Origin of the sequence: Salinivibrio sp. ML198 (genome assembly GCF_001996015.1) — a bacterium.
GTDB classification, from domain to species: Bacteria; Pseudomonadota; Gammaproteobacteria; order Enterobacterales; family Vibrionaceae; genus Salinivibrio; species Salinivibrio siamensis.
This window is the reverse complement of the sequence record NZ_MUEZ01000012.1, coordinates 73,317-94,113: the sequence shown is the minus strand read 5'-3', so window position 1 is coordinate 94,113 and position 20,797 is coordinate 73,317. Positions and strand designations below refer to the sequence as shown.

At 51.5% G+C, this 20,797-nt stretch carries 21 protein-coding genes; 9 read left to right on the top strand and 12 right to left on the bottom strand.

Annotated elements, in window-relative coordinates:
• Positions 1-6: 6 nt before the first annotated feature.
• On the bottom strand, positions 7-294 hold the full coding sequence (locus BZG25_RS10190) for a PTS sugar transporter subunit IIB (RefSeq protein WP_077639032.1): 288 nt from the start codon (positions 292-294) through the stop codon (positions 7-9).
• 117 nt (positions 295-411) lie between these two features.
• Complete coding sequence (locus BZG25_RS10185; protein WP_077639054.1) at positions 412-855, bottom strand: PTS sugar transporter subunit IIA; 444 nt, start codon at positions 853-855, stop codon at positions 412-414.
• Between the two features lie 258 nt (positions 856-1,113).
• On the opposite strand from BZG25_RS10185, the gene BZG25_RS10180 reads away from it, so the two are divergent.
• From BZG25_RS10180 to BZG25_RS10140, 9 genes are all read left to right on the top strand, one after another.
• Complete coding sequence (locus tag BZG25_RS10180; protein WP_077639031.1) at positions 1,114-2,145, top strand: LacI family DNA-binding transcriptional regulator; 1,032 nt, start codon at positions 1,114-1,116, stop codon at positions 2,143-2,145.
• Between the two features lie 380 nt (positions 2,146-2,525).
• Positions 2,526-2,720 (top strand): hypothetical protein, encoded by a 195-nt coding sequence (locus tag BZG25_RS10175; RefSeq protein WP_077639030.1) that lies wholly within the window; start codon positions 2,526-2,528, stop codon positions 2,718-2,720.
• Positions 2,721-3,193: 473 nt separating this feature from the next.
• Positions 3,194-3,613 (top strand): D-ribose pyranase, encoded by a 420-nt coding sequence (gene rbsD / locus BZG25_RS10170; RefSeq protein ID WP_077639029.1) that lies wholly within the window; start codon positions 3,194-3,196, stop codon positions 3,611-3,613.
• Between the two features lie 23 nt (positions 3,614-3,636).
• Complete coding sequence (rbsA, locus tag BZG25_RS10165) at positions 3,637-5,142, top strand: ribose ABC transporter ATP-binding protein RbsA (RefSeq protein WP_077639028.1); 1,506 nt, start codon at positions 3,637-3,639, stop codon at positions 5,140-5,142.
• The gene (gene rbsC, locus BZG25_RS10160) at positions 5,139-6,128 is read left to right on the top strand and encodes a ribose ABC transporter permease (RefSeq protein ID WP_077458573.1); all 990 of its coding nucleotides are present in this window, start codon (positions 5,139-5,141) and stop codon (positions 6,126-6,128) included. Before rbsA ends, rbsC begins: the two co-directional genes overlap by 4 nt.
• A 132-nt stretch (positions 6,129-6,260) precedes the next feature.
• Positions 6,261-7,154, top strand: coding sequence for a ribose ABC transporter substrate-binding protein RbsB (rbsB, locus tag BZG25_RS10155; protein WP_077639027.1), 894 nt, complete (start codon positions 6,261-6,263; stop codon positions 7,152-7,154).
• Positions 7,155-7,236: 82 nt separating this feature from the next.
• The gene (rbsK, locus tag BZG25_RS10150) at positions 7,237-8,166 is read left to right on the top strand and encodes a ribokinase (RefSeq protein ID WP_077639026.1); all 930 of its coding nucleotides are present in this window, start codon (positions 7,237-7,239) and stop codon (positions 8,164-8,166) included.
• A 34-nt stretch (positions 8,167-8,200) separates the two neighbouring features.
• Entirely contained in the window at positions 8,201-9,205 is a 1,005-nt protein-coding gene (locus BZG25_RS10145) for a substrate-binding domain-containing protein (RefSeq protein WP_077579540.1), read from the top strand.
• Between the two features lie 152 nt (positions 9,206-9,357).
• A complete protein-coding gene (locus BZG25_RS10140; protein WP_077579550.1) occupies positions 9,358-10,023 on the top strand; it encodes a TIGR01621 family pseudouridine synthase in 666 nt (221 codons plus the stop codon).
• A 36-nt stretch (positions 10,024-10,059) separates the two neighbouring features.
• Here the strand turns inward: BZG25_RS10140 and BZG25_RS10135 are convergent, their stop codons facing one another.
• The 10 genes from BZG25_RS10135 to BZG25_RS10085 all read right to left on the bottom strand — a co-directional run bounded on the left by BZG25_RS10135 (position 10,060) and on the right by BZG25_RS10085 (position 20,796).
• Complete coding sequence (locus tag BZG25_RS10135; RefSeq protein ID WP_077579539.1) at positions 10,060-10,383, bottom strand: hypothetical protein; 324 nt, start codon at positions 10,381-10,383, stop codon at positions 10,060-10,062.
• 54 nt (positions 10,384-10,437) lie between these two features.
• On the bottom strand, positions 10,438-10,815 hold the full coding sequence (gspS2, locus tag BZG25_RS10130) for a type II secretion system pilot lipoprotein GspS-beta (RefSeq protein ID WP_077579538.1): 378 nt from the start codon (positions 10,813-10,815) through the stop codon (positions 10,438-10,440).
• A complete protein-coding gene (locus tag BZG25_RS10125) occupies positions 10,815-11,126 on the bottom strand; it encodes a YciI family protein (protein ID WP_074212385.1) in 312 nt (103 codons plus the stop codon). The genes gspS2 and BZG25_RS10125 overlap by 1 nt, the downstream gene beginning before the upstream one ends.
• Positions 11,127-11,599: 473 nt before the next feature.
• The gene (locus tag BZG25_RS10115) at positions 11,600-12,541 is read right to left on the bottom strand and encodes a transposase (protein WP_077579536.1); all 942 of its coding nucleotides are present in this window, start codon (positions 12,539-12,541) and stop codon (positions 11,600-11,602) included.
• A 340-nt stretch (positions 12,542-12,881) separates the two neighbouring features.
• Positions 12,882-13,649: a tRNA isopentenyl-2-thiomethyl-A-37 hydroxylase MiaE gene (gene miaE, locus BZG25_RS10110; RefSeq protein ID WP_198531506.1), complete on the bottom strand. Its 768-nt coding sequence runs from the start codon at positions 13,647-13,649 to the stop codon at positions 12,882-12,884.
• A gap of 109 nt (positions 13,650-13,758) precedes the next feature.
• Positions 13,759-15,723 (bottom strand): beta-N-acetylhexosaminidase, encoded by a 1,965-nt coding sequence (locus BZG25_RS10105; RefSeq protein WP_077579534.1) that lies wholly within the window; start codon positions 15,721-15,723, stop codon positions 13,759-13,761.
• A complete protein-coding gene (locus BZG25_RS10100) occupies positions 15,723-17,741 on the bottom strand; it encodes a glycoside hydrolase family 9 protein (protein WP_077579533.1) in 2,019 nt (672 codons plus the stop codon). Before BZG25_RS10100 ends, BZG25_RS10105 begins: the two co-directional genes overlap by 1 nt.
• Before the next feature lie 20 nt (positions 17,742-17,761).
• Entirely contained in the window at positions 17,762-18,757 is a 996-nt protein-coding gene (locus BZG25_RS10095) for an ABC transporter ATP-binding protein (protein ID WP_077639025.1), read from the bottom strand.
• A 27-nt stretch (positions 18,758-18,784) separates the two neighbouring features.
• Entirely contained in the window at positions 18,785-19,771 is a 987-nt protein-coding gene (locus BZG25_RS10090; protein ID WP_046075426.1) for an ABC transporter ATP-binding protein, read from the bottom strand.
• A complete protein-coding gene (locus BZG25_RS10085) occupies positions 19,768-20,796 on the bottom strand; it encodes an ABC transporter permease (RefSeq protein WP_046075427.1) in 1,029 nt (342 codons plus the stop codon). Before BZG25_RS10085 ends, BZG25_RS10090 begins: the two co-directional genes overlap by 4 nt.
• Position 20,797 lies beyond the last annotated feature (1 nt).

Genomic DNA, 20,797 nt, shown 5'->3' with positions numbered 1-20,797 from the left:
CACTCCTTATAGGGCACCGAGTGCTTGTAGGGCGTCAGACAAGCGGGTTTTCATTGCCTCTTTGTCCACCATGTTGTCGAGTGCGACAATGCGCGGCGACACATTCATCGCTTGTAACTGTTGGGCGATATCGTTGGTGGCGACGAATATATCGGCGTCTGTCCCAGAGACTGAGCCCAGATCGATATGGTCGACACTGGCGTCGACGCCAAGATCGTTGATGATTTTTTTGATGCTCATTTCCATCATTAGGCTGGTGCCAAGACCGTGGCCGCATACGACTGTGATTTTCATAATTCAGACCTTCTATTTGGGTTAACAGGTGCATTTTCAGCATGTTTGTTGTTTTAAAGCCGATAGCTAAGGGCGAGCCCTTTGTGTCTTTAAGTGTTGTTGCTACCGATGTAAGGGTTAGTAGTTGGCGATAATGGCTAATACTTCATCCACGTTGGTGGCGCGGCTGATCTGCGCGATGTGTGTGTCATTCATAAAAAGGTTCGCCAATTGGGAGATAGCCTCGACATGGCTATTACTGTCGGTGGCCGCGAGGGTGACTAGCACCTTAACCGGGTCGTTTTCGGCGCTGTCAAAATTGACGCCGTCTTTGATCACCGTGATAGCCAGGGCGAGGCGGTTAACGCCATCCTCAGGGCGTGCATGGGGCATCGCGATACCCGGGCCCACCACATAGTAGGGACCGATTTCTTGGTGTGAGCGATAAATCGCGTCGACATAGCTTGGCGCAATGGCACCGTTATCCAAAAGTGCTGCGCAGGCTTTGTTGATGGCATCTTGCCAATCGTTGGCATCTTGGTGAATGCGGATAACGTCGGCGGTAATCAGATCTCGTAACATGGCTCTATCCGTTTTAAAGGTTTTATTAGGTTGTTGGAGAATTGTTGATAACTCTATCGCTGAAAACTGAGCAATAAATGGACAATGATCACAAATGGTAGCGCTATCTGATAGCGCTACCATAAGATGTGATAGCGCTATCATTTTTTCTGTCTACCAATGCGTCATGCTACAAAGAGGCCATGCGGGGCACGGATTAATCGCTGATGGCTGTGATAGGATACGGTGTCATAAAATGGTGAGTAATCAATAGATACGATGAGTGAACCAAGAAAACGACGCAATACGGGTAAAGTTACGCTTGCGGATGTTGCCAAACAGGCTGGGGTAGGCACTATGACGGTTTCCAGGGTGTTGCGTACCCCGGATGCTGTCTCTGACAAATTGCGCGATAAGGTTCAACGCGCCGTCGAGCAACTGGGTTATATTCCTAATAAAGCTGCGGGTGCCTTGGCATCAGCGCAAAGCTATGCCATTGCGTTGATCATTCCTTCTCTATTGGAAAAGGCGTGTGCCTTGTTTTTGCCTCGTTTTCAACAGCGGCTGAATAAAGCGGGCTATCAATTGTTGCTGGGTTACAGTGATTATTCGGTCCAGCAGGAAGAGGATTTATTGGCCGGTTTTTTAGAAAGCCGGCCAGCGGCAGTGGTGCTATTTGGTAATGAGCATACTCAGCGTACCCATCAATTGCTTGAGATGGCCAATGCGCCTGTCCTCGAAATTGCTGAGTCGCCTTCCATGAATAGCTATGCCAGCATGGGCAGCGATCCCCACGACATCGGCAAGCGCTGTACATCCCACCTTGTTAGTCAGGGCTTTCATCATATTGGTTTTATTGGTGCGCGGGGCAACCATGCCACCTTGCAGCGCAAGCTACAGGGCTGGCAGGGCGCGATGATTGAGCACTATTTAACCCCTGACCATTTTCTGACAACGCATGAGGCCCCATCGGCGCAATTGGGGGCCGATGGGTTGGCGAAATTGTTGCTTCGCGATGCCACGTTGGATGCGCTGGTATGTAGCCATGAAGAGATAGCTATCGGCGCGTTGTTTGAGTGTCACCGACGGGTGTTAAAAGTGCCGACTGATATCGCGATTATCAGCTTGGAGGGCTCCTCCATGAGTGAGCATGCCTTTCCGAGCTTAACGAGCGCTGAAATTGACTATCAATCCCTCGGCGTACAGGCCGCCTCGGCCATTTTACAAGCTATTGAAGGGCAACCGCTTACAGGCGCTCAAACTATCCCGTTTAAACTCGCACATCGCGCCAGCACCGCGAGAAAAAATTAGTTTTGGGCCGTTTTAGAGGGACAGGCACTTTAGTCTGAACACAGAAAGAGACGAGACGCTGCGCTTCTAGAGACTAGAAACTAGACAGAGCAGATCGCACTCGTATTGGCGTTTTTCGATAGTGCCATTGGCGTAGGTGACACAAGCCCCGGCACCATGCCAACGGGCGCGCGGCTACATCGAGTTATAAGATTAACATTACCCCGGCGCTTGTCCGACCTACGCGAAATTTGGGATCGTGAGTTCGGGAAAAGCGGAAAACAATTCCTAGGAACTAGGACCTAGTATCGGCTATCGAGGACAGTCACTTTTGGTTGGGCTCGTTCGGGTGCTAAGATAACTATGGCTGAGTTGGTTTCGGCATTCTTAGGAGGTAAATCATGACTAACCATGATACAGAAAAGACCATTCCCGAGCGTGAGCGGCGGCGGTTTGCGGTGTCGGCTAACCGAGGCAAAGCGAGTCATCGTATTCGCTACGTCGAGTCGGGCGGTGCCTCGGTGGATAATGAAGAATGCACGTTTTGCCAAGCGGTGCCGGGTTTGAGTGAGCCGATGGAGAAGGACGAGAACTGAGACGCTGCGCTTCTAGAAACGAGAGGCTAGGAAAAGCGTAAAGCTGTGCCTAGGGACTTTTTCTACACTTAAGCCCGAAGGGGCCATTGGCGTAGGTGACACAAGCCCCGGCACCGTGTCAAAAATCATGTACCATGTTAACGGGCGCGCGGCTACATCGAGTTTTAAGATTAACATTACCCCGGCGCTTGTCCGACCTACGCCTGGTTCGAGATCGTTTCGCTTCTAGTCTCTATCTAACCCAGGCCCTCCGTGTGATTTACTTCTCTCTTTACTAATGATTCCAATATCAATAGTCGATCCCCCTCACATCTGTGATGTTTACAGATGGTGAAATTTTTCTTTCATCTGCATTATTTGTCCATATCGAAACGTTTCGATGGCGTTTTCCTGAGAGAAAACGTTGATCACAAGAAAACGTGCCAGCGCATAGTGAGCGCTGATTGATCCTATCGTGAGTGAGAAGGTGATGAATGAATAAACATGGTTTGCTCCATCCAGAACTTGCACAGCTAGTCACCCAAATCGGGCATACCGATGAGCTGACTGTGTGTGATGCGGGGCTGCCGATCCCCAACTCGGTGCCGCGTATTGATTTGGCGCTTACCCAAGGCGTGCCGAGCTTTATGCAGACAGTCGAGGCGGTGTTAACTCACACCTGCATTGAATCTGTGGTGATTGCAGACGAGCTTGCAGCGGTCAGCCCGGCGCTACATCAAGCGTTGCTTGCGCGATTAGAGCAAGAGAGTGCTGCGCGTCAGCAGCCGATCACTGTGACCACGATCAGCCACGAGGCGTTTAAAGCACGCACGGTGCAGAGCAAAGCGGTGGTGCGCACCGGAGAGTGCACGCCTTATGCCAATGTGATTTTTCAAGCCGGTGTCACCTTTTAGGTCGGCCTAAGCGAGTAACCACAATGACGCAACCTATCTTACAACTCAGCCAAGTCGTAAAAACCTTTCCCGGGGTGCGCGCCCTCGATGAGGCGAGCTTAAATGTCTATCCCGGCGAGGTAATGGCGCTACTCGGTGAAAATGGCGCGGGCAAGTCCACGTTGATGAAGGTACTCACCGGGATTTATCACGCCGACAGTGGCGACGTGAACTATCAAGGTGAACCGGTCTCGTTTAAAGGCCCGCGTGATTCGCAGCAAGCGGGGATCAGTATTATTCACCAAGAGCTCAATTTGATACCAGAGCTGACCATTGCAGAGAACATCTTCTTAGGCCGCGAGTTTACTAACCGGTTTGGCAAGATTGATTGGACCAAGATGGCTGAAGAAGCCGATAAGCTGCTGGCGCGTTTAAATGTGAAAGCACGCGGCACCACGCCACTTGGCAGCCTGAGCTTGGGTGAGCAGCAAATGGTGGAAATTGCCAAAGCGCTGTCGTTTGAGTCGCAGGTGATCATTATGGATGAGCCGACCGATGCTTTGACCGACACCGAAACCGCCTCGCTGTTTGCGGTGATCAACGAGCTGCGAGCGCAAGGCTGCGGCATTGTTTATATCTCTCACCGACTAAAAGAAATTTTTGAGATTTGCGATCGGATCACCGTGTTACGTGATGGCAAGTTTATTGGTGAGTGTCCCGTGAGTGATACCGATGAAGATGGCCTGATTGAAATGATGGTGGGCCGCAAACTCGCCGAACAATATCCACGAAGCGACGTCACTCCTGATGGGATAAGCCTTGAGGTGGAAAATGTCAGCGGCCACGGGGTGGAAGAGGTGAGTTTTCAGCTGCACCGCAGTGAAATTCTGGGTGTATCGGGCCTGATGGGCGCCGGGCGCACGGAGTTAATGAAAATTATCTATGGCGCCATGCCGCGTGAAGCTGGCGTGATTCGGCTTGATGGCAAGGTGATTAACCCAGTGAGTCCGCAAGATGCGCTGGCCAACGGCATTGCTTACATCTCTGAAGACCGCAAAGGCGAGGGCTTGGTGCTGGGTTTATCGGTGAAAGACAACATGTCGCTCAGTGCACTCGATAAGCTCACTCATTGGGGGAAAATACAGCCGCGTGATGAAGTGATGGCGGTGGATGATTTTATCCGTCTTTTTAACATCAAAACCCCCACCCGCGAGCAAATCATTGGCAACTTATCGGGCGGGAATCAGCAGAAAGTGGCGATCGCCAAAGGGCTGATGACCAAACCGAAAGTGCTGATCTTGGACGAGCCGACTCGGGGGGTCGATGTCGGTGCCAAAAAAGAGATTTATCAGCTAATTAACCAATTTAAAGCCGAGGGCATGAGCATCATCTTGGTGTCATCAGAAATGCCCGAAGTGCTTGGCATGAGCGACCGCATTTTAGTGATGCACGAAGGCCGCGTATGCGGTGAGTTTGATGCCAAAGACGCTAACCAAGAAACTCTGCTTGCCTGTGCGGTAGGCAAAAATGCCAATGAGGATGCAGCATGAGTGAGAATGCAATGAATAAGTCCCAGCCGTCAGAAGATGGACGTAAACCCCTGTTCAGCAAAGCGTGGTTAATTGAGCAAAAATCACTCATTGCCCTGCTGGTGCTGATCGTGGTGATGTCATTTTTAAACAGCAACTTTTTCATGGTCGACAACCTGCTTAACATCCTGCGTCAAACCTCGGTAAACGCCATTATTGCCGTGGGGATGACATTGGTGATTTTAACCGCGGGTATCGACTTGAGTGTTGGCTCGGTGTTGGCGCTGTGCGGCGCGTTTGCCGCCAGCTTGATTGCGGTCGAAGTGCCTGTGTTAGTCGCGGTGCCCACCGCTTTGTTTGCAGGTGCGGCGATTGGTGCCATGACAGGCGTCGTGGTGGCCAAAGGCAAGGTACAGGCGTTTATTGCCACCCTGGTGGCAATGACCCTCTATCGTGGTGTCACCATGGTGTATACCGATGGTCGCCCCATCTCAACGGGCTTTACTGATACCGCCGATGCGTTCGCTTGGTTTGGTACCGGCTACCTGTTGGGCATTCCCGTCCCCGTGTGGCTGATGGCAATCGTGTTTATCGGCGCTTGGTATCTGCTCAATCATACCCGTTTTGGCCGTTATATTTACGCACTTGGTGGCAATGAATCTGCGGCGCGGTTATCGGGCATTAATGTCGATCGAATCAAGGTGGGCGTGTATAGCCTGTGTGGCATGCTCGCGGCGCTGGCAGGGATCATCGTCACCTCGCGCCTGTCCTCTGGACAACCGACCGCCGGTACTGGCTATGAGCTTGATGCGATTGCCGCAGTGGTGCTGGGCGGCACCAGCTTGATGGGCGGTAAAGGTAAGATCATGGGTACATTGATTGGTGCGCTGATCATCGGCTTTTTGAACAATGCCCTCAACCTGCTGGACGTGTCGTCTTACTACCAAATGATTGCCAAAGCGGTGGTGATTTTGCTCGCCGTGCTGGTGGATAACAAAAACAAATAGCTTGTTGGGACAGGCACTTTTAGTTAGCCAAAGTTAGCGGGACAGACACTTTAGTTAGCAGGACAGACACTTTTATTTCGGTTTAATGAGCAAGCAAAAACAATACCCTACAAACACAAAAGGACTGAACGCATGAAAAAACTGACTACCTTGATTACCACTGCGCTACTGTCGTCAACGCTGAGCATCAGTGCGCAAGCGGAAGATAGAATGGCAATCGTGGTCTCAACCTTAAACAATCCATTTTTTGTCACCATGAAAGAGGGCGCAGAGCAAAAAGCACAAGATCTTGGTTATGAGCTCTTGGTGCTTGATTCGCAAAACGACGCCAGTAAAGAGCTATCGAATGTGGAGGATTTAACCATCCGTGGCGTTAAAGCCATTTTGATTAATCCGACGGACTCAGACGCGGTCTCAAACGCCATTCGTATTGCGAATCGCGCCGAGATCCCGGTGATCACCCTAGACCGTGGCGCGAGCCGTGGGGACGTGGTGAGTCATATTGCTTCTGATAACGCTCAAGGCAGTAAAATGGCGGCGGAATACATCATCGGTAAAGTCGGTGAGCGAGCCAAAGTGATCCAACTTGAGGGTATTGCCGGTACTTCGGCAGCACGCGAGCGTGGTGAAGGCTTTATGGATGCCATTGAAGGTACCGACGTTGAACTACTCGCCAGTCAGCCAGCGGATTTTGACCGTACCAAAGGCCTGAACGTGATGGAAAACCTGCTTGCCGCACATCCAGATGTTGAAGCGGTATTCGCCCAGAACGATGAAATGGCATTTGGCGCGTTGCGCGCGGTGCAGGCATCAGGCAAAGATGTCACCATTGTTGGTTTTGATGGCACCAAAGATGGCATTGCGGCCGTCGAGCGTGGTCATCTGGCAGCGACCATCGCTCAGCAACCGGGTATGATTGGTGAGCTGGGTGTCGAAACTGCGGATAACGTGCTGAAAGGCGAGTCGGTAGACAGCTATATTCCCGTGCCGCTTAAGGTGATCAGCCAAGAAACGATCGCTGAATAAGCCGTCAGGGAAACGTATAGTGAGCACCATCGGGTTCGCACTGGGTGGTGCTTTTTTGATTTAAAAACGGTAAGGAATAGTAATGAGCCGATTGGTTGTTCTTGGCAGCGTCAATGCTGATCATGTTTTACGCGTCTCTAGTTTTCCTCGTCCCGGAGAGACATTACACGGTCGAGACTATGCGGTGATAGCTGGCGGCAAAGGGGCGAATCAAGCGGTGGCAGCGGTGCGTTGCGGTGCTGATGTTGCCTTTATTGCCAGTGTGGGTGACGACGCCTTTGGTCAGCAGATTCGTCAATCTTATGCGCAAGAGGGGATGGATGTCAGTGCGATAAAGGTACAGCCTGATACGCCGACCGGGATTGCGATGATCCAAGTGACTGATCAGGGCGAGAACAGTATTGCGCTCTCCGCAGAAGCCAATGCGACTCTGACAGCGGATACCATCAGCGATGATCTCACAAAAATCGCCGACGCTGACTATTTACTGATGCAGCTAGAAACACCGATGTGTGGCATTGAAAAGGCGGCGTTTCATGCCAGAGCGGCAAAGACACAGGTGGTGCTTAATCCCGCCCCTGCGGCACCGCTGAGCGACGCGCTTCTCGCCGCGGTCGATATTATCACCCCGAATGAAACGGAAGCCCAAAGCCTGACGGGTATCGCGGTAACAGACACCGCCAGTGCCCAAGCGGCCTCGGACTTGCTTCATGAAAAAGGGGTAGGGACTGTACTGATCACCCTCGGCAAACAAGGCGTGTGGCTGAGTGAAAAGGACGAACAAGTGGGTCAGCTCATTCCTGGGTTCCGTGTCGATGCCGTCGATACCACTGCCGCGGGTGATACCTTTAATGGGGCATTGGTGACAGGACTCATAGAGGGACAGACACTTTATCAGGCGATTCGCTTTGCGCATGCCGCGGCGGCATTATCCGTGACAAAGCGTGGTGCACAAACCTCGATTCCTTCTCGTTCAGAGGTTGAGGCGTTTTTGGCCCATCAAGATGCTTAATCGTTATTTCACCTTAGTCAGCGGAGCGCGATAAATGGCGACCATGAAAGATATTGCCAAACGGGCGGGCGTGTCGACATCGACGGTCAGTCATGTCATTAACAACACCCGTTATGTGAGTGAGGCGATTGCTGAGAAGGTAAACCAAGCCGCGAAAGAGCTTAACTATTACGCCCCGTCGGCACTGGCTCGCAGCCTAAAAGTGAATCGTACTAAAACGTTTGGGATGCTGGTGACTACCTCCACCAACCCGTTTTTTGGCGAAGTAGTAAAAGGCGTCGAGCGCAGCTGTTATCACAATGGCTACAGTTTGATTTTATGCAACACGGAAGGCGATGCTGAGCGTATGCGTGCTTCAATTGATACGCTGTTGCAAAAGCGGGTCGATGGCTTGATTCTAATGTGCTCGACCTTGGAAGGTGAGCGGATTGAAGGCTTTGATCGTTATCCGGATATTCCCGTGGTGGTGATGGATTGGGGGCCGATTGATTTTGCTTGCGATAAAATTCAAGACAATTCCTATCAAGGCGGCTATTTAGCGACCCAGCACTTGATTGACTGTGGCCACCGCCAGATTGGTTGTATCAGTGGTCCTTTGCTTAAACAACAAGCACAGCGCCGTTTTCAAGGCTTTAAAGATGCGCTGCGCGATGCTGGACTTACTGAGAACGCCGACTGGATGGTAGAAGCGGACTTTGAGTGTGAAGGCGGCTATCAAGGCATGCAAGCGATCGCCGCGAGCGGCTCCTTGCCGAGCGCGATTTTTGCAGGCAATGACATGATGGCGATGGGTGCGATCAATGCTGCCAATGCACTCGGCATTCGGGTACCCGAGGATCTTTCTATCATGGGGTACGATGATATCCACCTCGCAAAATTTGTCTCGCCCTCCCTGACTACCGTTCATCAGCCCAAGTATCGTCTCGGTCAAGCGGCCGTCGAAACGCTACTCCACAAACTAGATGACCCTCAAAGTGACAGCCAAACCGTTCAGCTCGAGCCAACGCTGGTAGTGCGCGAGAGTGTGAAGCGGGTATAGCTATTGGGCGAGCTATCGGGGACAGGCACTTTAAGCTAAGAGCTAGAACTAACGGGACAGGCACCTTTATACCTTTACAATTGCTCTAGCGGGTTGAGGGTGAAGCCGTTATGATGCCTGTCCTCAATGGCCAACCAGTAAATTTCCTCGTTATGTTTTCAATTGTCGACCAAAACCAATACTTTGTGGTGATCAATAAGTACCACGGCGTTAGCGTGCAAAAAGAAGCCGATCACGCGGCACTGCTGCCGGCGGTCGCGGCGCATATTGGGGTTGAGAACGTCTACCTTGTGCATCGATTAGATAAGATGACATCGGGCTTGCTGCTGCTGGCAACTTCTTCTCATGCGGCGTCTGTCCTCTCTGGGCTGTTTGCTTCACGCGAGATAGAAAAGTTCTATTTGGCATTGAGTGCGAAAAAGCCGCGTAAGAAGCAGGGATTGATCGTTGGTGATATGACTAAGGGACGGCGAGGTAGCTGGAAATTACTGACCAGCAAAGATAACCCTGCGAGAACGCGTTTTACCTCTATTGCTGGTGGTGAGGGGCGGCGATTTCTTCTATGTCGGCCTTACACAGGCAAAACCCATCAAATTCGCGTGGCGATGAAAAGCATTGGCTCTCCGCTTATCGGTGATGATTACTATGGCGGCGAGCCTGCAGATCGTGGCTACTTACACGCTTATGGGCTGCAATTTACATGTCGTTTTACCGACGATCAGCCTGAAAAACACTATAGCTATGTGCTGCCCCCGAGCCAAGGCGAATTGTGGCCAACCTTACCGGTGGAGTGGGATGTCCCGTTTTCACTCCTCTAATTCTGTTTCACAGAGCGCTGGGAAGTGATGCACAGGTTACCAAACAAGTAGCTTAAAAATCGCGAGAATAACTGTCATCGCGAACAGACCAATCCAACCTAATGTACGTGTAACGGTGGGGATTTGATTGATAGCAAAGTGTGGGAATAGGATTGCCCACATCGAAACAAATGGCACGATACCAAACGCTCTTTCTGTGTAAAAATTAGGGGTGGCAGCAAAAGGTGGAATGGCTAGGTGCCAAAAACAATAAATTCCCACGACGGCCATGCAAATGACCGCTTCTTTGAGTGAAGTTTCCTGAGAGTTGGTAAAGAGATAAAAGCCAACCGTCACAATATAGAGCAAGGCGGCTATCACAGGTAGTACCTCTCGGCTTTACCGTTGGAGAGGGCTTCATCTAGCCCCCCTTCTTTAGCTAGCACAGCTTGGTGCAGTAATGGCGTTTTTGAGGATTTGTCGACCACGGGTGTCGCGAACCAAAATGGTATAGCTGATACCACTATCTAACATACTGCGGATATCGTTATCCTCGCAATAACGACGCTCTAAGCCGGAAAAGAGCTGCCCCGGTGCTTTTTTGGCATTCTTCTCCAGAAGCGTCAGCTCGATAATGGCATCTTGTGTACGAGCACGAACCAGTGAGTAGCCTTCAATATCCATCGGCAGTAACTGTGCAATCATGTCGGCACGTTGGATTGCAGCTTCTGCGGCTTGGTCATGCTGGGTGCTACTACAGGCACTCAGTATTAGCCCAAGGGCAGCCATCATTAATACTTTTACTAATCGCATTAGGCAGGGTCCTGAGGAAGCACTTTTTTGAAGGGTTTAACGGTTACGTCTGCATAGACGCCAGCGGCTACATAAGGGTCTTTGTCGGCCCAGGCTTGGGCGGCTGATAATGACTCAAACCAAGCAATAACGGTTGACCCCGTAAACCCAGCTTCGCCCGGCTCGTCGCTATCAACGGCAGGGTTTGGTCCTGCAATCATCAAGCGGTTTTCTTTTTCCAGTTGGTGTAAGCGCTCAAGGTGTGCGTCACGCACTTGCTTGCGTAGCGGTAGGCTGTTCTCTACGTCTTGCGAATATATGAGATACCACATCGTCATTGTCCTTGATAGATGTTTATAGCCATTAGGATACAGAGTCCAGATTTCTGAGTACAGTGTATTAGTGAGTATTGGGGGGACAGGCACCAAAAGTGAAAAGTACCGAGAGTAGGACAGACACTTAAGCATTCTTAAGTATTTAACGTGCCTGTCCCCAATGAGCTCACCCAATGAGCTCCATTATCAGCATTGCTAATGTGCCTGTCCCAACAAGATCAAAAAATGAATGGCCTTTACCTTCCTGTTACTGGAAGGCTTATTCTTCTGGAAAAACGTTCAGGAGATAATATGGGATGCTGTAATCAATCCCCGGAAGGTGGAGCAAAAGGGCTAAAGCCGCTCTTAAAAGCGGTGGGTGTGTTGTTTGTACTGATAATGGCGCTGGCCTATTGGATTGGATGAGGCCTTAGCGAGTTTATTTGGTGTTTACGTTATTGGGATGCACTCAACGACAAGCCCAACTCACTTTAGATCATGACGCCGGTCATGCGTTTTAGACCGAGTGTCGGCAATACCGCCTGAATACTCGATAGTGAACCTACGATATTCCCGCCCTCTAAGTGAGAGCATGTACTTAACCAGGTTTCACGTGAGATGTTCAGCTGTGTGAGTAGCTGTGGTCTTGGGAGTGAATTGGCGTTCTGGTCCTGAGCGCACGTCCATTCTACCAGACCCAAATAGTCCATAAGGCGAAAAGGGATACCGTCGGGCATCGACTTTCTCGGGTTCCCGGCGAAGGGGAATAAGCCGGCTGGGGTCGCTTTATTTTGCTCGAGTGATTCAACGCGCTTTTTAATCGATGTGTAATTGGCATGCTTAGGCTGCTTGGTGATACCTGCTCGCACTGGGTTCAAATCGACATAGGCCATCGCCGCAGCGAGTGCTTTTTCATCTAATATGGCTTGGCTTTTAAAGCGTCCCTCCCAAAAATGCCCTGAACATTGATCCTCTCGGTTCGCTTGTGTCGAAATATATTGATTGAGCAGCTTCATAAACCAGCTGACAGACATCAAACGTTCGCGCCAGCTCTCAATGATGCGAAAACACGCTTTTCGCTCTGAGTGAGAGAGCGATTCACCCTGATAAAAACGTTGGATAAGCGCAGGCGCTTGATGAAAGGCTAGCCAGCGTTCAACAACCTCGATATTGGTTAAAGAATGAGCCGCTTTGGCGTTGATATGCAAAACAACGTGATAGTGATTGCTCATAATGGCATAAGCACAGATATCGATACAAAACGCTTTGGCGAGTGCAAGTAAACGCGTTTCTATCCATGTGCGACGATGCTCATAGCTTTTTTGTGACTGCGCATCATAGCCGCACAAAAAGGAGCGACGCACACAACGTGAGACACAATGGTAATAGGGTGTGGCGGCTAAATTTATTTGCGATGCGCGAGCTTTGGTCATCGTCGGTCCCTCTTAGCATCTAGGTATGAGTAAAATATACTGTATAAATAAACAGCCTTCATGCTTTCTAGCTAGAGTTTTCGTGACAGTGCAAGAAATGATGTAACTACGAGAGCTGTTATTTTCTTAACATGTCTGTCCCAAGAAGTACTTCTCGAGAATAGTGAGTAGTGATGGCGTAGGAAGTCATAACAGGGACAGTCACTACAGAGTGCCTGTCCTGATAGGGGAAAAGGTTCGAACGTTGGAGAAAAACGACGAGGATAGTCATCAAGAGGTGACTGTCCTCGCTAGAAATCACTCGCATGAAATCAACAGTGCCTGTCCCAATAAGAAGAAGTTAGGCAGGGGTGCCGCTGTGAAAGCGGAATTGGCTGTCGGGTGCTTGGATGAGTTCGGCTTCGCGCTCGCCGATGGTTTGGATGCGGTCGCGAATGCCTTTGCCGGCGATGGTTTCTGCAAGCGTGAGATAATCTTGATAATGGCGTGCTTCCGAGCGCAGTAGCGAGATGTAGAACTTTTGCAGTTCATCATCGAGGTGCGGGGCGACTTTAGCAAAGCGCTCGCAGGAGCGTGCTTCAATGTAGGCGCCAATAATCAATTTATCGACCAAGGTTGCCGGCTCGTGAGTGCGTGCCGCGCGCATTAATCCTTTGGCGTAGCGACCTGCTTCTAACGGTTGATAAGGAATGCCGCGTGCGTCCATGATTTCAATCACTTGCTCAAAATGATGAAACTCTTCTTTGATTAATCGGACCATTTTATCAATCAAGGCTTGACCGTGTGCAAAGCCCGCTTTAGGGGTTAAAGGTGCACTGAGACCGTTTTTGCGCGCGTGGAAGATCTCATCGCGAACGCCGCGATAGACAAAGTCCTCATAGGGTTTGGCCCATGCCAGCAGTTGCTCGCCACTCGCCGCGTCGACCGCATACTTACGGATCAACCACATCGCGGTTTGGCTGGCTTTTAATTCGCAGTTTGCGTGATCGCGCAAAAGAATCGATTGGTTGTCAGGCTGAATGGCCGCTTCAATCCAACTGTCGGGGGTTTGACAGTGCAGAAAACCATGAATAGGGGTGAGTAGGGTATTAATTTCTTGGCGTAGCATGCCGGAAACACTCTCAGACTGACAACAATGGCTGGGCATTATAAACAGATGGGATGCAAGCGCAAAGAGCTGGCAGCGCAGGAGGCGCTGCCAGGTGGGCGAATTCGGCCTACTTGTTCGATGCCCAAGGGGAACGGTATTGAATACCGAACTTGTCTAAACGCGGTAATTGCGCTTTGAGTCTGGCCAGATAATCGAGCCAGTCACGGCGCTCACTGTGGCTCCAAGCCGCTTCCGCAATGGCGGTAAGCCTTGGAAATACCATGTAATCGAGCCTGTCCTGATTGGTGATCAGTTCACTCCAGAGTGCACATTGCACGCCTAGCATGTGCTCACGGGCGGGGTCGTCACTGGCGAGGCTTGCCAGAGGCTCATATTGGTAGGCTTTCTCTAATGGCGTGACGCCCGCCCAGTCGAGCCCAGGCTCGGTGGCAGCATAATCTTGCACCATATCGAGATAGGTCGCCTGACCGGGGGTTAAAATCACATCAAAACCGTGCTTTGCACAGTGCAATGCGGCGTCTTCGCTTTGCCATGAATAGATCACGGTATTCTTGCTGACTTTATCGCCGTGCTGCACTTCTTCCCAGCCAACCATACGTTTGCCCAAGGCGCGTAGCTTTTGTTCAGCGTAGGTCAGTATCTGTCCCTGTAGCGAAGCGGTCGTTTCTCCGTTCATGCGTCTGTCCCGATAAATTGGGCTATCCGTCCATACCCCGTCAGGGACTTCATCGGCGCCAATATGGACCCATGAGGCAGGAAAAAGCTCGGCGACTTCACTTAATACCGTATCTAAAAATCGATACGTGCCATCAAGGGCTGGCGATAATACGTTATCGGTGTAGTGTTGTACGCTGCGGTAAGTAGAGCGGTCGTCGGCATCGTGTAGCCAATCAGGCAGCGCTTTGATGGCTGCGCGACAGTGGCCGGGAATATCAATTTCTGGAATGACGGTAATACCTCGGGCCGCGGCGTATTCAATCACGTCACGCACCTCTTCTTGGCGATAATAGCCTTCGTGACGTTCTGCAATATGACTGAATTGCGGAGCAAGGCGGGTATTGGGGCCGCGTTGACTCCCATAGCGCGTCAATTCAGGCAGAGCTTTAATCTCCAGTCGCCAGCCTTCATCGTCGGTTAAATGCCAGTGAAAGGTATTGAACTTAAAATAGGCTAACTGGTTAATCAGTCGCTTTACCGTGTCCACCGAATGAAAATGGCGCGAGCAATCGAGCATCATCCCTCGATAAGCAAAGCGTGGGGCATCGCTGATTTTGATTGCCGGTATTCGAAGCTGTGTTTCATGCTCTTGGCAAAGTTGTAATAGCGATGCGCAGCCGTGAATAAACCCGCGCTCAGCACAGGCTTGGATGACCACGCCTTGGTCGGTGACGGTGAGTTGATAGGCCTCATCACGGTGTGCGATATCTCGAAGTGCCGAGTCGGGTAATGGGCGCAAAATGATCGCATGATCGCCGGTCACCGCATCTTGATGGCGTGGGTCGAGTGCAATATCGGCTTGCGGATACATGCGAACCCATTCGTTGCTTAGCCACTGTGCGGCGGGCAGGGCCTCTGGATCCACCGCGATTAATGGTGTTGTGGGTGAAAGCGTAAAGTACCCTGGCTGGTGGCACACTGATTTGGGCACCGGAATAATGGCGTGCTCGGCGGGATGAACATCTGGAATCGTTGAGCGTGTGGTGTGGGTGTGCGCCAAGTTAATAGGAGTGAGCATCACTGAATATTGCTCGCCATTGGCATAGAGCAGTGCATCTTTAAAGCCGGCACAAAGGAACCGCAATGGCGGCGTGTGGGCATCAAACTCGATGTATAAGCTTTGATTGGCATCGAGAGTTTGATGCGCCGGTGTAATGACGCAATAACTACCGATTTGCTCAATACTGCCTTGTGACAGGGTATTGGGGTTGATGAAGCGATCAAACAGTACCGCAATGGACAGCGCTTCCAACGAACGGTCGGTGAGATTATGCAAGGTTAACCCCATTCGGCTGCGCGGTGGGGTGTCATTGGGGTACTCGTTGATCACACTAAGATCGAGCCGGTAAGTCATCACGCGTTCTCCTTGTTCGAGTGGCCGTTGCCAACCAGTGTTTGCGCACTGATGGCGAGCATAAACCAGCTTGCATGTGGTAACCACTGCTCGCCCCATCGCCAGTTTTGCGCCATATCATCGCAATATGGTGCGGGGTTGAAGGCAATCTGTGTTTCATCCTCCATCCCTGCGGTAATGCCATTGCAGATCCCCCCTTTGGCATTAAAAAATCCCAAGTGCGGTAGGTAATCTGGGTTGTTGTGACCATGTCCGTCGAGCATGCAGATATCAAATGGGTTTAAACCGAGGATCCAATTAAGCGCCCGTTGGCTAAAGGTGTGGAGGGCCGCATTTAGCGCATTGTCTTGAATATGGCGCGTGGCATGACATGCAAAGGTTGCCAGCGACCCCAAGCGTGCATTCTCGCCTTGCCACCAATAGCCGGTTTCATTGTGGTGAGGAATAAAGTGACGTACCTGTTTGACGCCTTCGACGGGTTTGACGTACTGACGTGGATACGCGAATGGATTATCGGCGGTTTGTGTTAGGTTGAGCTCAAACTGGCAGGCGCGTTCCAGTGCTGTTTGCGCGATAGCTTGATGGCTGGGGTCGGTTTCCACATCGAGGTAGCGAACTAATGCCAAGCCGGGTAGACCTGCATCGGCGGCATGGTAAAACGGGCGGCCGCCATCAGTATTTGCTGACCAATAATACTGACAGGTTTCATCACTGCACTGCCGTGCTATCAGCTTTGTCATCCAGCCTTGTGCCTCGTTCAAGAAGGGACAGTCACTGTTCGCACTAATGTGTCTGTCCTCAGAACCTAAAGGTGCCTGTCCCGCTAAATAAGCGTGACTGTCCCCGGTAGATTGCTCCTCGATAGACTGCCGAGTGGCGTGATGCAACTCACATGCGGCGAGAAGGGCGCAGGTTTCGTCAATAATGTTGGGCTCACCGTCATCAAGGTAATGATGGTTATGTTCAACCAAATGCCAGTAGCCGCGAATGGCGGCATCTAAATAGCGTGCTTGTTGGTCTGGATCCGCGCAAAGCGGGGCTCGGCTTGCGGCGGCAAGGGCTGCAATCGCCATGCCACCACCTTGACGAAAACCGGCCTGGTAAGCCTCACTCATTACTCCATCTTGCGTCTCATAAGCGCAAAGGGTGCGGCGCTCCGGATCTTTCGACCATTGATCAAACACCGTCATATAAAAAAAGCCACTAGTGTGTTGCATACGGAGAAGAAAATCAGCGCCGTGTTTCGCTTCATCGGCTAAGCGCGTGCGCATAAACGCGGGGAGCGTGTCCGAGCTAAATTGGCTGGTAAGATCGGCCAGTCCCCAAGCCAATAGCGGGATTTGTTGCGGATTAAAGTAATTGGCGTAGGAAAGGTGGCTCAGGTATTTGCTCACATCGCCAGAGGCATCGTACCAACCGCCGGATACATCCACGCGTTCATCAGAGCCGAATACCTTGGCGTGCTGATCCGCGTGTTCATAGATGCCGCTACACCGCTGCGATTTAAAATAATGCAGCAGATCGGAAAACGTGGTGTGAAACAGGCAATCGTCAATGATCTCAAACGGATGCGAATACACAGGTGTTTCTGCTAGTAATGCTAGTTGATAGCGTCCACGATGCGCAAAGGCAGAAAAATCGAGGGTATAAGCCGTGCCAGTCTGCCAGTTGCTTAACTGTGTGCCTTGGTGTAATTCAAACTGCGCGACCACGTTATCGAGTGGTGCTGTGTCTGTCCCACGAACAAAAGTGTCTGTCCCGTGAGTACCGTGAGTAAGAGTGTCTGTCCCCGTAAAATTTCCCGTAAAATTTTGCGCGCCTTCTGCGGCATCATTAAAGTGCCTGTCTCCAGACGAGGAGGCAGCTTTGTCCGCCGAGCTAAATGTGCCTGTCCCCTTAAGAGGAGGCAGGGAAATCAGTGCCACAGGTGTGCCGGTGAGGCGGTCGCTGTCACTGACGATCACCGCGTATTTGTCACCGTGTAACGAGTAGCCAATGTGATTGGTCAGCACTTGCATGATGGTATCCTTATTGGTCGCTATTGCTCGTACAAATAGCAGCGCACATAGTGGTTGTCGGCGAGCTTGGTCACGCGGGGCAACTGCTCAGTGCATTTGGCTGTCGCATGTGGGCAGCGGCCAGCAAAAGGGCAGCCGACAGAATCCGGCGTCCACAGAGGAATTTCACCCTTGTTGCCCTTTAGTTTTTCGTGAATAGACTTGCTCGGGTCGGGCACGGCTGAGACCAATAGCTGGGTGTAAGGATGCTGAGGGCGATGAATAATCTCTTCGGTGTCTCCCCATTCGACCATATGGCCGACGTACATCACTGCCAAGTCTTCAGCAATGTAACGTGCGGTGGCGATATCATGGGTGATGTAGAGCAGCGACATTTGCTTTTCCACTTTCATCTCTTCCATCAGGTTAAGTACACCGGCACGAATCGACACATCCAGCATCGAGGTCGGCTCATCGGCGAGTACCACTTCCGCGCCCACGGCGATGTTTCGCGCTAGGTTTATCCTCTGACGCTGGCCGCCCGACAGTTGGTGGGGAAATTTCTCCGCCGTTTCTTTGGCAGGGGTCAGCCCCACTTGCTCGAGCAGCTCGAACACCCGCTCTTTCAGTTGTGCTTTGTCGCGCTTGTCGACTTTTTTGTGGATCAATAATGGGCGCGCAATATGGTGAAACACATTGTGCGTGGGGTTGAGCGAGCCAAAAGGGTCTTGCCAGACCATTTGCATGCCTTCGCGATAGCGCATCAGCTCATCACGTTTTTTAATGGTGGTGATATCGCGGCCGCGATATTCAATGCAGCCATCGGTCGGGGCATACATTTTGGCAATCATTTTCGCGGTGGTTGATTTGCCCGAGCCCGATTCCCCCACCACGGCAAGTCCACGGCCTTTGTACATTTTGAACGAGACATCATTGATCGCTCGCATCATGGGTTGTTTAAGGGCATGACTGTTAATGGGAAAATCTTTCACTACGTTTTTCCCTTCAACCAGCAGTTCTCCAAAACCTGTACTCATCACTGACTTCCTCACATTGGCGCGTTATTAGAGTTTTTGTTGGGCGATGGGCTCGCCGTATAGATGGCAGTTGGAATACCGTCCCGGTTCGATTTGGCGCAGCGCCGTTTGGGTGGTGCGACATCGCTCATGCACCTGAGCACAGCGCGCTTGAAAGCGGCAGCCGGTCGGGATTTCGAGCAAATTGAGCGGGTTGCCTGGGATCCCCGTGAGCTGGCGTTTAGGTCCGGTGAGTGAGGGGAATGAGCTGCCCAGCCCTTCGGTGTAAGGGTGGTAGGGGTTGTTGAGCACCTGTTTGGACGGTGCGACTTCAATCAGCTCACCGGAATACATGATCCCAATCCGGTCGGAGAACTCCACCATGAGCGATAAGTCATGGGTGATAAACAGAATCGAAAAGCCAAACTCTTCTTTTAACGCGTAGATTTTTTGCAAGATCTCGCGCTGCACTACCACATCTAATGCCGTAGTGGGCTCATCCATGATGATCATTTTCGGGTTTAAGGCCAGCGCAATCGCAATCACTAGACGTTGACGCATCCCGCCCGAAAACTGGTGCGGATAATCGGTCAGGCGGCTAGGGTGAATATCGACAATTTCTAGCAAGCCTTGAGCCCGTTTGACCGCTTGTTTGCGGGTCAGGTTGGTGTGGCGCATCAACACATCGCAAAACTGTTCTTCGAGCGTCAGCACTGGATTAAGGGCATTCATGGCGCTTTGAAACACCATCGACATCTCCCGCCAGCGAAAGTCGCGCATCCGAGCGTCGCTGTAATCGAGGATATTCTCGCCGTTAAAGATGACTTCGCCGCCGGTGATAAAGGCGGGTGGCTTATGCAGACGCATTAGAGAAAAGGCAACGGTGGATTTACCGCATCCCGATTCGCCAGCCAGCCCAAATACTTCACCGGGAGCAATGTCAAAACTAACGTGATCGCAGGCTCGGACATCACCGGCATCGGTAATGTAGTCCACGCACAGGTCACGGATTGAGATAAGTGGGGTGCGACTCATGATTTATCTCCACTGATCAGCATGTGTTCGGCAACGGGATTCTCGTCGCGGGCTTTCTTTTCTTGTTGGCTGAGTTTTTTCCAGCGCTTCATCCCTTTTTGCGCACGTAATTGCGGGTTGGCAATTTCATCCACGGCGAAGTTGAGTAACGCAAGCCCCGTAACCAGTAAAGTCAGCGCAATACAAGGTGCGAGCAGCTCCCACCACGCGCCAATTAACATGGATGAAGAGGTTTGCACGTTGTAGAGCATGATCCCCCAGCTGATGGTGTTAGGATCGCCAAGGCCTAGAAAGGAGATAATGGATTCCATGGCAATGGCATACATTACCGAGCCAATAAAGCTGGCGCCGACAATCGGCACCAAGTTAGGCAAAATTTCGACAAAAGTGATACGAAAGCGCGACTCACCCAGCACTTCGGCGGCTTTCACGAACTCTTTTTCGCGCAGGGCAAGGGTTTGCGACCGAACCACCCGTGCGCCCCACGCCCACGAGGTGCAGCCAATAATGATGGCAATCGTCAGCGGTCCGGCTTCGCCGATAAACGCGGCGAGCACGAACAAGAGTGGGTATTGCGGGATCACCAACATAATGTTCATCGCGGCGGTGAGCACATCGTCAACCCAACCGCCTAAATAGCCGGCGGTAATACCAATTAAGGTGGCGAGCACACACACGGTGATACCTGCCCCAAAACCCACCGCTAACGAAACACGGGCGCCATGTACTAACTGCGACCAGACATCACGACCCATACGGGTGGTACCAAGGACATGGTCGGCCTTTTTCGACATCAGCAGGGTGCGACGATCATCCGCTAAGTGCGTGGCGACCCAGCCATCTGGGTTGGCTTGCGCCGCTTTGACGATAAAGCTGGGGTATTCATGCGGATTGCCGGTGCGTTTATCTGGCGCGTGCTGGGTTAATAAAGGCGCGAAGACCGCCATCAATATAAATAAACCAACAATGATGGAGCCTGCGCGAGCAATCTTATTGCGAACGATAAGGGTGAGGAGATCTTTCATG

What these genes read in the sequence shown, in the direction of transcription:
- BZG25_RS10190 (WP_077639032.1), bottom strand. Translation starts at nt 294, where the DNA reads ATGAAAATCACAGTCGTATGCGGCCACGGTCTTGGCACCAGCCTAATG.
- BZG25_RS10185 (WP_077639054.1), bottom strand. Translation starts at nt 855, where the DNA reads ATGTTACGAGATCTGATTACCGCCGACGTTATCCGCATTCACCAAGAT.
- BZG25_RS10180 (WP_077639031.1), top strand. Translation starts at nt 1,114, where the DNA reads ATGAGTGAACCAAGAAAACGACGCAATACGGGTAAAGTTACGCTTGCG.
- BZG25_RS10175 (WP_077639030.1), top strand. Translation starts at nt 2,526, where the DNA reads ATGACTAACCATGATACAGAAAAGACCATTCCCGAGCGTGAGCGGCGG.
- rbsD (WP_077639029.1), top strand. Translation starts at nt 3,194, where the DNA reads ATGAATAAACATGGTTTGCTCCATCCAGAACTTGCACAGCTAGTCACC.
- rbsA (WP_077639028.1), top strand. Translation starts at nt 3,637, where the DNA reads ATGACGCAACCTATCTTACAACTCAGCCAAGTCGTAAAAACCTTTCCC.
- rbsC (WP_077458573.1), top strand. Translation starts at nt 5,139, where the DNA reads ATGAGTGAGAATGCAATGAATAAGTCCCAGCCGTCAGAAGATGGACGT.
- rbsB (WP_077639027.1), top strand. Translation starts at nt 6,261, where the DNA reads ATGAAAAAACTGACTACCTTGATTACCACTGCGCTACTGTCGTCAACG.
- rbsK (WP_077639026.1), top strand. Translation starts at nt 7,237, where the DNA reads ATGAGCCGATTGGTTGTTCTTGGCAGCGTCAATGCTGATCATGTTTTA.
- BZG25_RS10145 (WP_077579540.1), top strand. Translation starts at nt 8,201, where the DNA reads ATGGCGACCATGAAAGATATTGCCAAACGGGCGGGCGTGTCGACATCG.
- BZG25_RS10140 (WP_077579550.1), top strand. Translation starts at nt 9,358, where the DNA reads ATGTTTTCAATTGTCGACCAAAACCAATACTTTGTGGTGATCAATAAG.
- gspS2 (WP_077579538.1), bottom strand. Translation starts at nt 10,815, where the DNA reads ATGCGATTAGTAAAAGTATTAATGATGGCTGCCCTTGGGCTAATACTG.
- BZG25_RS10125 (WP_074212385.1), bottom strand. Translation starts at nt 11,126, where the DNA reads ATGTGGTATCTCATATATTCGCAAGACGTAGAGAACAGCCTACCGCTA.
- BZG25_RS10115 (WP_077579536.1), bottom strand. Translation starts at nt 12,541, where the DNA reads ATGACCAAAGCTCGCGCATCGCAAATAAATTTAGCCGCCACACCCTAT.
- miaE (WP_198531506.1), bottom strand. Translation starts at nt 13,649, where the DNA reads ATGCTACGCCAAGAAATTAATACCCTACTCACCCCTATTCATGGTTTT.
- BZG25_RS10105 (WP_077579534.1), bottom strand. Translation starts at nt 15,723, where the DNA reads ATGACTTACCGGCTCGATCTTAGTGTGATCAACGAGTACCCCAATGAC.
- BZG25_RS10100 (WP_077579533.1), bottom strand. Translation starts at nt 17,741, where the DNA reads ATGCAAGTGCTGACCAATCACATTGGCTACTCGTTACACGGTGACAAA.
- BZG25_RS10095 (WP_077639025.1), bottom strand. Translation starts at nt 18,757, where the DNA reads ATGAGTACAGGTTTTGGAGAACTGCTGGTTGAAGGGAAAAACGTAGTG.
- BZG25_RS10090 (WP_046075426.1), bottom strand. Translation starts at nt 19,771, where the DNA reads ATGAGTCGCACCCCACTTATCTCAATCCGTGACCTGTGCGTGGACTAC.
- BZG25_RS10085 (WP_046075427.1), bottom strand. Translation starts at nt 20,796, where the DNA reads ATGAAAGATCTCCTCACCCTTATCGTTCGCAATAAGATTGCTCGCGCA.